The organism is Candidatus Hinthialibacter antarcticus (genome assembly GCA_030765645.1).
GTDB classification, from domain to species: domain Bacteria; phylum Hinthialibacterota; class Hinthialibacteria; order Hinthialibacterales; family Hinthialibacteraceae; genus Hinthialibacter; species Hinthialibacter antarcticus.
In genome coordinates this window covers 1-12,054 of record JAVCCE010000049.1, presented here as the reverse complement: position 1 = coordinate 12,054, position 12,054 = coordinate 1, and the positions used below count along the sequence as shown (strand labels likewise).

The 12,054-nt window shown below is 52.6% G+C and carries 12 protein-coding genes; 6 read left to right on the top strand and 6 right to left on the bottom strand.

Going from position 1 to position 12,054, the window contains the following annotated elements; translation table 11 throughout:
• Positions 1-249: 249 nt before the first annotated feature.
• From P9L94_11495 to P9L94_11480, 4 genes are all read right to left on the bottom strand, one after another.
• A complete protein-coding gene (locus P9L94_11495) occupies positions 250-1,476 on the bottom strand; it encodes a hypothetical protein (GenBank protein MDP8244698.1) in 1,227 nt (408 codons plus the stop codon).
• Between the two features lie 110 nt (positions 1,477-1,586).
• The gene (gene udk / locus P9L94_11490) at positions 1,587-2,201 is read right to left on the bottom strand and encodes a uridine kinase (GenBank protein MDP8244697.1); all 615 of its coding nucleotides are present in this window, start codon (positions 2,199-2,201) and stop codon (positions 1,587-1,589) included.
• A 40-nt stretch (positions 2,202-2,241) separates the two neighbouring features.
• Positions 2,242-2,685 (bottom strand): ATP-binding protein, encoded by a 444-nt coding sequence (locus P9L94_11485; protein MDP8244696.1) that lies wholly within the window; start codon positions 2,683-2,685, stop codon positions 2,242-2,244.
• A gap of 68 nt (positions 2,686-2,753) precedes the next feature.
• Positions 2,754-3,167, bottom strand: a complete 414-nt coding sequence (locus P9L94_11480; protein ID MDP8244695.1) for an STAS domain-containing protein — start codon at positions 3,165-3,167, stop codon at positions 2,754-2,756.
• Positions 3,168-3,431: 264 nt separating this feature from the next.
• Between P9L94_11480 and P9L94_11475 the strand changes: the two genes are divergently transcribed.
• Both P9L94_11475 and P9L94_11470 read left to right on the top strand, forming a co-directional pair.
• Positions 3,432-3,689, top strand: a complete 258-nt coding sequence (locus tag P9L94_11475) for a YggT family protein (protein MDP8244694.1) — start codon at positions 3,432-3,434, stop codon at positions 3,687-3,689.
• A gap of 52 nt (positions 3,690-3,741) precedes the next feature.
• Positions 3,742-4,581 carry an endonuclease/exonuclease/phosphatase family protein gene (locus tag P9L94_11470; protein MDP8244693.1) on the top strand — a complete coding sequence of 280 codons (840 nt, stop codon included), beginning with the start codon at positions 3,742-3,744 and terminating at the stop codon, positions 4,579-4,581.
• A 321-nt stretch (positions 4,582-4,902) separates the two neighbouring features.
• Here P9L94_11470 and rpsU read toward each other — a convergent pair whose 3' ends face one another.
• Entirely contained in the window at positions 4,903-5,100 is a 198-nt protein-coding gene (gene rpsU, locus P9L94_11465; protein ID MDP8244692.1) for a 30S ribosomal protein S21, read from the bottom strand.
• Between the two features lie 118 nt (positions 5,101-5,218).
• On the bottom strand, positions 5,219-7,345 hold the full coding sequence (locus tag P9L94_11460; GenBank protein MDP8244691.1) for a carboxypeptidase regulatory-like domain-containing protein: 2,127 nt from the start codon (positions 7,343-7,345) through the stop codon (positions 5,219-5,221).
• A 481-nt stretch (positions 7,346-7,826) separates the two neighbouring features.
• Between P9L94_11460 and P9L94_11455 the strand changes: the two genes are divergently transcribed.
• From P9L94_11455 to P9L94_11440, 4 genes are all read left to right on the top strand, one after another.
• Positions 7,827-9,329 carry a hypothetical protein gene (locus P9L94_11455; GenBank protein MDP8244690.1) on the top strand — a complete coding sequence of 501 codons (1,503 nt, stop codon included), beginning with the start codon at positions 7,827-7,829 and terminating at the stop codon, positions 9,327-9,329.
• Positions 9,330-9,364: 35 nt separating this feature from the next.
• The gene (locus P9L94_11450; protein ID MDP8244689.1) at positions 9,365-10,717 is read left to right on the top strand and encodes a hypothetical protein; all 1,353 of its coding nucleotides are present in this window, start codon (positions 9,365-9,367) and stop codon (positions 10,715-10,717) included.
• Between the two features lie 287 nt (positions 10,718-11,004).
• A complete protein-coding gene (locus P9L94_11445; protein ID MDP8244688.1) occupies positions 11,005-11,223 on the top strand; it encodes a helix-turn-helix transcriptional regulator in 219 nt (72 codons plus the stop codon).
• Positions 11,220-11,525: a DUF6442 family protein gene (locus P9L94_11440; GenBank protein MDP8244687.1), complete on the top strand. Its 306-nt coding sequence runs from the start codon at positions 11,220-11,222 to the stop codon at positions 11,523-11,525. The genes P9L94_11445 and P9L94_11440 overlap by 4 nt, the downstream gene beginning before the upstream one ends.
• Positions 11,526-12,054 lie beyond the last annotated feature (529 nt).

Below are 12,054 nucleotides of genomic sequence, written 5' to 3'. Positions count from 1 at the left end.
CCGTGCGGTCGTTGAGACGGACCCAGGGTGGGACGATCTGCCGTTCACAAAGCCTCGTGGGTGTACTCTCATCCCGAGGCTTCGTCTTTTTCTATTCAACTTACAAGAAAGATACAAGGGTGGGCTCAAACTGCAAAGCAGTTTAGCCCACCATGCAAAGCCATCAATTTATCGCGATGGGCTGCTTCGCGAGTCCACTATGTTAAAAGACAATCATCGGGGCGCAGTAACATGCTGCGCCTCGTTTATTTACCCAAAGATGCGGTCGCGCTCTTTTTGATTGTGCTCGATTTTTTCCTGCGCGGACATGCTATCCCACGGTTTGGCGTTCTTGCGAACGGGCGCGAGTTCTTCCTTCGATACCGGCGGCAGGCCGCTCGGTTTTTGCGCGACGGCTTTCGGCGTCGCTGGCGCCTCGGCGGGGACGGTCACGCTTGGAGTCTTTCCACCGTAACTGAAGACCTGCGCGGTGAGTTGGATGTCGTCTTGCAGGCTGCGCTCGGGTTTAATGTTTAAGCCCTGTAACACGCCGTGATAAGCGGCGACCGCTTCGGCGGGTTCGATCTCGCCGTCAACGATCAATCGCAAAAATTTGATAAACGACAATTGGTGTTCGCTGTTGTTGATCTTGCGTCCATACAGCGCCACCCGTCCGCCGTATTTCTGCGCATCGGCGATCAACTTGAACGCGTCGTGGGTGGTACCCGACGAGCCGCCCATGATGCCGATCACCAGGTCGGAATTATACGCGACCAGTTCTTCCATCGCTTTGGGGCCGTGATAGACCACCTTCAAAAAGATAGGTAGTCCGCTTTTGGTGACGCCCGCCAAGGTTCGCGCGATAGCGTCATTGATGAAGCCCGGCAGTTTTTCGGGATCAACCGCATTGGGCAAATTGGGATCGAAGACTTCGAGAAAATGACGAAAGCCTTTGGCTTCGGCTTCGATGCGAAAATTCTTGTAAGCGGTGAGGATCGCCAGATCGCGTTCGAGATCGTTATTGAGCGTGATCGAATACAGCCCCAGGTTGCAGCCCTGATTGCGTTCTTCGGGCGCGCATTCGTGTTTGCCGCATTGCATGTGGTCAATGGTGGCGCTGCGAAACGGGCGCGACGCCATCGAGTTATAGCATGAACCGCGCAACAGGTGGATCTCGCTGGTGTCGTTGGCGCGGGCGGCGGGAGTGATGTGCGACGCGTCGAAGAGCCTCTCTTGAATCGCCAGCACTTCATTCGAACTGGCCGACATCAGCATGATATCGACTAAGCCTTGATGCACCACCTGGCGCATGATGTCGCGATATTCTTGAATGGTGCGGTAGCGCAACTCGCCGTGATGATATTCAGGCGAATGAGAGCCGGGGCTGCTGATGCCGAAGGCCATATCGGCGTCTTTGGCGTCGGCGATAATAAACGCCTTGCTGTTTGGGTTGGCGTGAATTTCCGCGAGTTTTAGATCAAGACTTTTTTCAACCATGATGGTTCCATTTCATCGGCAACGCGTTCGCTTCATTGCCGTAAGCAATACGCCTTGTAGAATTCATTTACATTATTGCTTATGACTATACCCCGCGAAGCCCTATTTTCTCAAGATGCGCTCGACAACGATTGAACCGCTGCGTGAATTCTTTTCACATTTTCATGGATTGCGTCTTCGCCATTCAGCAGCAGATCGGCGCCTGCTTTATGCGGCTCGATGAATTGTTCGTGCATGGGTTTGACGGTTTGCTCCCATTGTTGAGCGCAAAATTCAAAAGTGCGGTCTCGCTCGGCGATGTCGCGCCGCAAGCGCCGTAATAGACGTAGGTCAGCCGGGCAGTCGACGTAAATGCGATAGTCGATCAGCGGTTGGATATCCGGCAAAGCGTAGATCAACGTGCCTTCGAGAAGGATCAATGCGGCGGGCGATAAGGTCTCATGCCCGGCGCGTGTGTGGAGGGCAAAATCATAAACGGGCGTTTTGATTTCACGGCCTTGTTTCAATGCGCCCAATTGTTGTACGAGCAATTCGTTTTCAAGCGCATCGGGATGGTCGAAATTGATTTCGCGGCGTTCATCCAAAGAGAGGGCGCTCTGGTCGCGGTAATAGCGGTCTTGCGAAAGGAGAAGCACTGGCGTTGAGCAACGCTTGATCCACTGTTGCGCAAGCGTGGTTTTTCCGCCGCCGCTGCCGCCGCCGAGGCCGATGATGAACACGCGCATTTTGTTTGGAGGATTGTTGTTCACAAAAGCAGAATGCGGATTACAAAAATTTAATCAAGTGGAGCCGGTTAAACGCCTTGGCGTCGCGTTCGTATTGCACTTCGTCCATCAGCGTTTTGATGATTTGCAGGCCATAGCCGCGCTTGCGGGTGCGGTCGGTGAGGCCGGTCATCGGTAAGGCGCGGTGGAAGGGGTCGCTAAAGTCGGCGCCGCAATCGACCACCGTAATGTGAATGCTGCCGTTGGCGATGAGCACTTCGATGCGCACTTTGCATTTTTCCGGGTCTGCGTGCATTTTTTCGACGGCGTTGATGGAATTGGCGCAGGCTTCATCGACGCACATTTCGAGCTGCAAGGCGTCTTCTTGGGAAAGATTAAGGTTCTGAGCAAATAGATTGACAAATTCACGGACAAGGTGAAGCCAACGCGAATTCGCGTTAATTTCCAGAGCCAGGTCGGTCGGTGCACCGGAGCGGTTCGACATCTCTCCCACCTCCTCCCAACCAACGCAACGGTTGGCGTCAATCTCAACGCCGGAGAGGCCCGGCCAAATCAGTAGTTGTCTTCCATTGGTGTGGTTTCGGCCTTGCCGCCAGCGTTGGCGTCGTCTACAAACGCTTGTTTGGCGGAGTCTACGTCTTCATAAATACGAATCAAACGCGAAAACCCTAACATATCAAATAAATTTCTAACTTTGGTTGACATATTGGCCAGTTTCAGGTCGCCGCCGTTTTCACGCGCTTCTTGCAGCATCCCCATTAACACGCCAAGCCCGGCGCTGCTGATGTAATTCAGTTCGCCGAATTCAACCACAACGCGGCTTTTGCCATCGTCGATCAGTTTATGTAAATGGTCCTGCAGGTCTTGAAACGTGCTGGAATCCAAATACCCCTTCACGTTCACGATCTGCATCGAGACGTCGCTGTTTTGTTCTTCTGTCGTGGTGAGGTCAAATTTCTTCCACATGGGAATCCTCCCCTTGCCTATGCGCTGCGCGTCCTACGAATCTTGAACCATACAGAAACAGACGCCGCGTAGGCTCATTCCAGTACGTTTCTATTACTATGTTTACCACAAATCCGTCAAATAAGCAACCAAGTAATTATAGAGGCGATACTTGACCCGATTTGGGTGTTTGCCCGCAACCCTTTGAAAAATAAGACATTCGGCGTTACGCTCGACCAAAGCAATTCGTTTGCGTCAATAGAAAATTCATTGAGGAGACGCTCTATGACCGGTCTGTCCGTTCTTTTGGCGAACCTGATTCAGATTTATCAAATCATGATTATCGTTCGGATTATCATGACCTGGATGCAGGTCAGCCCCTACAATCCGATCGCGCGGTTTCTCAGCCAGTTTTGCGACCCGCTGTTAGACGCCGCTCGCAACGCCTTCCCGTTTCTCGCGCAAGGGGGCATTGATTTCAGCCCGATTGTTGTGCTTTTTCTTTTGGGCGCAACCCAACGCTTTCTCCTCTCGCTCGCCTAACATCCATGATATAGTCTTGCCAGAAATATCTTTTTCTATTGGGAGAATTCACATGCGATCTTTACTCATTGCTCTCGCTATCGCTTTGTTTGTTTGTACGCCGGGTTACGCGCAAGACGAAATCAACGTGATGACCTTTAATATTCGCTACGATAACCGCGACGACCCCAACCCCTGGCCCGACCGCAAAGGCGAGGTCGCTTCGATCATCAACCGCGCCGACCTCATCGGCCTGCAGGAAGCGTTAAAAACCCAGATCGACGATCTAACAGAACGTCTGCCCGATCACGCCTGGTTCGGCGTAGGCCGCGACGACGGCAAGGCAAAAGGCGAATATACCTGCATTTTCTATCGCAAAGACCGCTTTACGCTCAATGGTTCCGGCACGTTTTGGCTTTCGGAGACGCCGGATGTTCCCGGCAGCATGTCGTGGGACACCTCGCTCACCCGCATCTGCACCTGGGGCAAGTTTACCGACAAAAAGTCAAAGAAAACCTTCATGATGTTTAACACTCACTTTGACCACCGTGGGCGCCAGGCCCGTGATGAAAGCGCCAAACTCATCGCCAGGATGGGCGTCCAGTTGTCTGACGGCGCTCCGTCGATTTTAACGGGCGACTTCAACAGCCGCGAAGATTCAAACGCATACAAGACGCTGGTCGAACTGTTTTATGATGCGCGCTATTACACGGGGAAACCGCCCGTTGGCCCGCACGCAACATTCACCAATTGGAAAGAAGTGGGGCAAGGCAGCCCGATTGATTACATCTTTATTCTCAAAGAAAACAGCCAGGCCTTGCAACCCGTCAACCATGTTGTGGTCGATGAAATGTTCCGTGGGTTTTACCCTTCTGACCACTTGCCCGTGATGGCGACAATTGAATTGAAATAGAAATTGAATGCATAAAAAACCCCTCCCCTTTTTTCAAGGGGGGCGTTTACCTCGAGGATATTGATTTTTGAATCACCTGGGGGACCAGCCAGACAAGGTAACAAGCCAAAACCGCGAAGCGGACAGCCGTTGATGTAAGTATGATTCCCCCTCGCGCTTCAAGCGCCGCCGCCCTTAAAAGAGAGTCAAATTGGTCACTCGTAAACACAAAATCGGGGAGGCTGGAGGGCCTCCCCGATGGGGTTGGAACATTGGGTTCCACAATCGCGTGAGATTGGTGCTGCGTATGATAAATAAAGCCGGGTCTTGCTGACTGTCGTCTTAGTGACGCGCCTTTAAGCGGTTTTTCTTCTGACGCTTGACCGCTTTGAGGTGTTTCTTGCGCTTTTTGACGCTGGGTTTTTCATAGTACGCATTTTTGCGGATATCTTGCGGGATGGCTTCTTTGATACACTTCCGCTTGAACCGCTTTAGCGCTGTCTGAATGTCCTCGTCTTCACGGACTTCAACTTCTACCACGAACTATCACACACCCTTCTATAGTGGGAATGGGGTTTAACGGCGCAATCCGCGCCGCTCACGCGAACACGTATTATAGGAAAAGAGCCAGATACATGCAATCCTTACATGACGCCCTCTATCGCACCCGCTGGATGTACCCGCCGCGACGCTGGCTGGAACCGATCTCAACCGTAGAAAAATTAAACAGATAGGGCGTATTGCTAAAGCGCTCGCCCGCTTGGGTGCGTAGGCTGTTTTCGATCTGGACGCGGTAGCGCGCATCCGTCCGCATCAACAATTTCACCTGCACCCGCGTTCCGGCGCCGAAGGGGTAATACTCAAACAGCGGCTCTGAGTCAGGCTTGGGACGGACCCGCAGCGACCGCTCAAAGGTAACTGGATCAACCGGCGCGTTGGTAAAGATCATCAGCGGCGTGTTGCTCGAGACAAACATGCCTCTAGAGCCAGTTTCAGGCACGGTACGCACAATCAACGGCCCGTCGGTAGTGAAATCAAACTGATAGGGCTGCGCTATCGGTACGCCCTTGGGCGTACGCGCTTCGGGGATGATGGTGACGACATAGCGCGTTTTAAATTGCACTGGATTGGGCGCATTCTGAGGGAGGCGCAAATGCAACACATCGAGATCGGAATATTCGCTCTCACGGTCGAAATACGCCTCGAAATCAATTGGAGGGTCAATTCGTACTGAACGCTTGACGGTATCGCCCGCCATGCGTTCGCTAAAACGCACCAACGCGTCAACCGCGTCAATGACGGGTACGCGGCGCGTCCCTGTGCGGGGAAAGGTTTCAACCACAAAAGGCGGGTCAACATCGGGGAACAAAACCACCGGCTCCAACACAGTCGTCTGGCCCGCGAGAACCGACGCGCCCTCGTAATAGATGTTCTTAAAACCGCCCTTGGAGAAGATGAGGGTATAGGCGCCGTACGGAACGTCGGGCAAAACATATTCGCCGTCAAAACTGGTCACCGAGCTAAACCCGGTCCCTTCCACAGCGACCGAAATCCCGCCGTGGTCGAATTCTCCCTGAAGCAGCCCAATACCGCGGATCTCGCCGGTTTCTTCTGATTGCGCAGCAAACGTCGCGCTAAGCGTGATATCAGGCGCTTGCAAAATCTGCTCGGGCGCAACCCGGATGTTCTCCATCTCAGCGGTTGCATAACCGGGATGTTCCGCCGAGAGCGTGTATTCGCCTTCGGGAATCGCGATGAACATATAGCGACCATCTTCGCCGGTCACGACCGATTGAGAGACGCCAATCAGCCGAACCATGGTATTCGCGTGGACGTCTTGGTCTTCTAGATAGACGCGTCCTTGTAAGATTCCCATGCGTTCGGGGTTGAACTCGGCTTCGAGGGTGATGTAACCCACCCCGCCAATTGAACCAGGCAGCGCAGGCTGAACGCTGGGCAACTGTTTGTCGATAAACCCTGGATAAGAAAAGATGAGCGTGTATCTGCGGTCATCAAGCCCGGCTATCTCAAACGCCCCGGTCGCCGATGTGATGGCGGCGTGTTCAGGCGCTTCACTCAGATAGACGCGGATACCGTCGTGCTCTAGTTTGCCTTCTAAAAACACTGCGCCGCGCAACACCCGCTCGCCTAACACGGGCGCTTGTGGGTGGGCCATGGCCATCAACGGAGATTGAGTCAGCAGAATTTCTTCGATTGGCTCATCCTGCCCATCGCGCACCACCACTTTTTCACGCGAACTGGGCGCCCAGCCCTCTTTGAAGGCCATCAGCAGATATTCACCCGGCGGCACGTCGGTCAGGCGAAAGAAGCCTGTCGTATTAGTAAAGGCGCTGATTGCGCTGCCGACCAATAATACGGCGATATTTTCGTGCGTCGTCCGGCCTTCGGCGCGAACAAACCCGCTGATCGAACCAGCGGGCTTTTTTATTACAGCGAGTTCAAAGGTTTCAATTTGAAGCAAACGCCCAGGCTGAATCTCGATTTCCTGGCGGTGATCGTCGAAGCCGTCATTGCGGGCGAGAAGCGTATAGGAACCGGGCGGAACGCCTGCGATGAGAAACACGCCGTCGCTATCGGACACCGCGCGGAACTGCGTCCCCGGCAGGACGATCTCTACGCCTTCGGCGTCAATCAGACCTTGCAGTTGGACGACGCCTTGTAAGCGTCCCGTGTTTTCGCCCGCGCACGCAGCCAACCAGACGACCAACGCCGTCAAAGCGAACCACTGAATCTGAGAAAAGAACATTCGAGAGTTTAGGTGCATATCTTATCTCTACGTTTCATCGCAAGGCGCCGTTAACTAAAAAGGTATTTTAAACTACTTTTAACATACTACACAATTTGGTTCCGCTTTTCAAAATTCCATGCAGCCTGGGGCGCCAGAGTTTTTTTTCCGCCTCCGCACCCTCAAAAAGCGGTGGGGTTTTGTCATAATACACCCCAATGACACATACGAAAAAGCAGTAAACTAAATTGTCCTTCTTTTTAAGAGGTGAAGCCCCGCAGGCGGCGGGAGAATTGCAATGTAACTGATTCCGCTCCCTTCCCTCAAGTTTGGGGGAGGATTTAAAGGTGGGGGTTGCTTGATAAGCATTAACGTATTGCAAGACTTTCAACCCTCTCTGTGTCTCCCCCATCTTGGGGGAGATGTTTCTATCGAAGCCTGAGCGCCATTTGAGCACGAGCGTTATCGCGAGCGAAGCGACGCGATCTCGGGCTCACATTAAAATAATTCAACAGAGTAGATGAAAAATTCTCAGCCCAACCCCTGGATATACCGCATAATGGCGGGCTTCGGCTTCGCCGTTTTGTTCTGCGTATTGTGGTCGCTGCGTTCATGGAACCTCGACATCGGCGACGGCGAGTTTTGTTGTAAGCAGACCATCGGCGAGACGGCGTTTCCCAATACGTTGACCCGTTCGTTTTTATCTTATCTGTTATACCGCGCGATGTTTTCGGCGCTGCACCCGGTTTTAAATTGGTGGGTGGAAGACATCATCGCCTTGTCGTCTTGCGCGGCGGGGCTGTTGTTTTTCGGGGCGCTGGTCTGGCTGGCGAACCAATGCGCCAAGACCCGCAGCGAATGGTGGTTCGTCGTCTTGTTTCCATCGACGTCGCTCATTCTGCAAGTCTTTTGCGGACACATCGAGTTTTACCCGTGGATGTGCGCAACCTTGATGCTGAGCGTTTATTTCGCCTGGCGCTGCGTGAACCGGGGCGATTCGCCCTTGTGGGCCAGCGCTGCGATGGCGTTGTCCGCCGGGTTTCATTCGAGCGGCGTGTTTTATTTCCCCGCGCTGTTGTTGCTGCCTGCGCTGAGAAATAAGGGCGCCGTCAAACGCAGCGACTGGGGGTTCATCGGCGCGTTTCTGGTTCTCTATTTGATAACAGCCATGCTACACCGCCAGCCGCTCTACTTTTTTGCCGTCGCATTCATCGCTGTACCATTGTACCTATACGCCGCGCCCGCCGATTGGCAAGCAAGGCTCAAACCGTGGATGACGGTCTATCTGCCCTGGTTGGTTTTGTTCACTCTACGCGCTTCGCTGTGGCTCAAAGATGAACCATTGCTGGAACACATCGCGCCCCTCGGCGATCCTTACGACCACGGCGCCTATCTTTATACCTTTTTCTCCATCGACCATTTGTATGACAAATCAATGTTTCATCTCTGGCTGGCGCCGTTGGGGCTGCCGGTTTTTATTACTGCGTTGGTCTTTGCTTATAAACGTATTCAACGCGACCCGTGGATGGCCTACCTCGCCCATCTCTGCGTTTGGACGATGGTTTGGAGCATTATGTTTTATCCGCAATTGCGTTCGCGCGATTGGGACCTCTTCGCCAGTATGTCGATCCCGTTGAATGTATTTGCGCTGTTCGCCTTGTGGAACTTCGCTTCCCGGCGAACCTTTCAAATCGTCGTCTCGCTTACAATCGCCGCGCACTTGTGCATCTCCATGCCGGTGATTATTCGCAACTCCAGTTTGCTTGAGCACCGGGGCTATGTTACCGTATCCTATGAATCGAAGCCGGTGCAATCGAAAGCGTTTTTACGCGGCCTCGAACTGGGCGTGACGCCGATTACGCAGAAAAACGTACGTGCAGGACAAGCGGAAGTGCGCATGGTGCCGCTGAAACGCGGGCACGGTTCCTGGTCGCAGGATTTAATTTTCAAGGACGGCGAGACCTATCAATTTTTTGAAACATTGATCGAGGTGGAGACGCCGCCGATCCCGGAGAATCCATAAAACGCTTTGAGACTGATTTTTTCATGGGGTGAAGTATGAATGTCGTAGAACGATTGCGATCAATTGTGTGGGGCTTACGTTGGCCGCTGCTGTTTCTTGCCGCCATTATCATCGCGGTTGCATTGCGGATACCCCGGTTGGGCGATGGACACGTAGACGAAGTGCATACCATCGGGCGTTCGCTCAACATGATCTATACCGGTGACTTCAGCCCCAAGTTTTACCACTACCCATCCGGCGGCATCTATCTGACCCTGGGCGCGGAAATGCTGGCGCTGGCTTCCATTAGCCGCGAGGTCGGCGATCCAGACCACACCACAGGCAATACGCCGCTGGTGTTGTTACAAAAAGAAATGCCCAACCCCATTCAAGAATACCGCTACCGCACGCCGCAACCGGAAGTATTCGAAGCCTTCAAATATAAAGTACGTTATTACCTGATGTGGATGGTTCCGCTGCAAATTCTGCTGCTTGCGTATCTGGGTTATCGGCTCAATTTGCTGGCGCCCGCGCTGGCGGCGTCGTTCTTCATGGCGTTCTCATCCGCAAGCCGCTTAGAATCGACCTACGCAGCGGTCAACACGCCCTGCGGCTTCTTTTTTCTCTTGGTCATCGCCGCCGTCGCCTGGTTTGCGACACAGTCGCCGCCGCGCAAGGTCATTTCATGGCTGGGGCAAATGGCGGCGCTGGGTTTTTTGTGCGGCCTGGCGGTCGGGTTCAAATATAACGCAGGCGTAGTACTGCTGATCGCCTGGGGCTACGGCTGGTACGCGCTTCGCAAGACCGAGGGCGAATCGGCGCGCGTCGAATGGTTCTGCGTCGGCGCGGTGGTCAGTTTTGCTTTGTTACTCTGGGCGTTTACCCTGACTACGCCCTATTGGATGGTTGATTTTAAAACCTTCGCCCGCGACCTGGTGCATTCCATCTGGCACATGCAGGTCGGACATGGCGACTACAACACCTTCGAGCCGGGCCTGCAAATGGGCTACATCGTGGTGCGCTGCGTCGCCGACCAGATTGCCTGGACAGGCGTTTTGTTGTCCGTCCTTGCAGCGGTCTACTTAGCGGCTTCTGGATATTTAAAAGATGACGAGCAAAAAACGCGCATCGTCGTCATTGGCTGGACGCTCATTTCATGCTTGGCGTTTTTGGCGCTGATGTCAAAACAGGCGACCTTTTGGACGCGCAATTTTTCGATCATCTGGCCGAGTTTGTTTTTTGTGTGTACGAGTTTGTGGTGGCTGGCGGCGCAACGCATCGCTGAACGCCGAGGCTGGAACATCCGCCGCACCGCCTGGATCGCACTGACGACCATCACCGTGATTTGCCTCATCAAAGCCAACTGGCTCGACATCGTACTCAACCCCACCCGCGAATGGTGGCGGTAACGACGAGACGAAGAAGGTGTTTTGATAAAACCCCTTCAAAAAAATGGAATTCATGGCATTGGTATAGGTGCAACTCTGCTCGCTTCAGTCTTGCAGGGTAGGTCATTTTTGACCCACCCTTTCAAACAATTCCCGGTGGGTTAAGAACCCACCCTACGAGGCTTTTATACCCCACTTCTCTGGTGTCTCATACTTTTATCGCCAAGAAAACCATACACAACGACAAGTTTGCTTGACATAAAGACAAGTATGGGTTACATTATGATTTGAAGGGATGAGAGCCCAATATGACACAGATAAAACTCGGCAATCGTTTAAAAGTCGCGCGGGCGGAGCACAACCTGTCTCAGGAAAAGCTTGCCGCAATGGTTTATGTGACCCGCCAGACCATCAGCGCCATCGAAACCGGGTTGTATTGCCCTTCGGCTTTGTTGGCCTTTCAACTCGCCAAACAACTCGACAAGCCTGTCGACGAACTCTTCTTTATCGAAGGAGACAAACCATGAACGAACAACCAACCGTCATGCACGACGAACGAACACATGCCGTCGAAAACGCAGGCTATAAATGGGCCTATATTTTCATGTCCTTTGGGATGTTGATTGATGTGATGATTCGCAGTTTCATCTTTGAGCAAGCCGCGTGGGACTTGTTGGCCTTCGTCGTTTTGGGCGGAGCGGTGGCGACCTTCCACCAGTACCGCCAGAATGCGCTTCCGCAACGCTATGCGAAGGGGGCGATTATCGTCGTGATCCTCAGCGGAGTCATTGCCTTCATCGTCGCGGCGATATTGGCGGCGGTGAAATAAGATAATGTGAGCCAAGTAGCCGGGTAGAGGTGTAGGGTGGGTCATTTTTGACCCACCAGTTCAAACTTTATAGAATTCCCGGTGGGTCGATACAGCGCGACCTACTCCGTGAAATTCATTCAAATGTCCCACCTTGGGTTATTAAAATTTGGTTTATAAACAGAAAGTAATTTTTTCTTAAAATTCCCCCATGGCCCTCGATATTTACCTTTAAATTTTATTGCTAAAGAATGCAACGAATCACGAGGCAAAGATTCTATTAAATCAACACTCGCTGAATAAGCACACTTTATAGGGAAAAAATTAGGGGAATAATTATCATCTGCTGAAATGAACAGTAACTGATCTCTAATTGACAGATTCTTGAATTTTTTGTAACAGTTTAGCCGTTTGAAGAGATTTGTGTTATTTCCTCTTTACAACTCACCCGGTTTTAGCTTCCCTGATCCTGTATTCATTTGATAGCGTCACTTGATAATCGGGTTGAAGGATCATGTTACAGTCCATACAGGAGCGAGTGCAAGCGCTG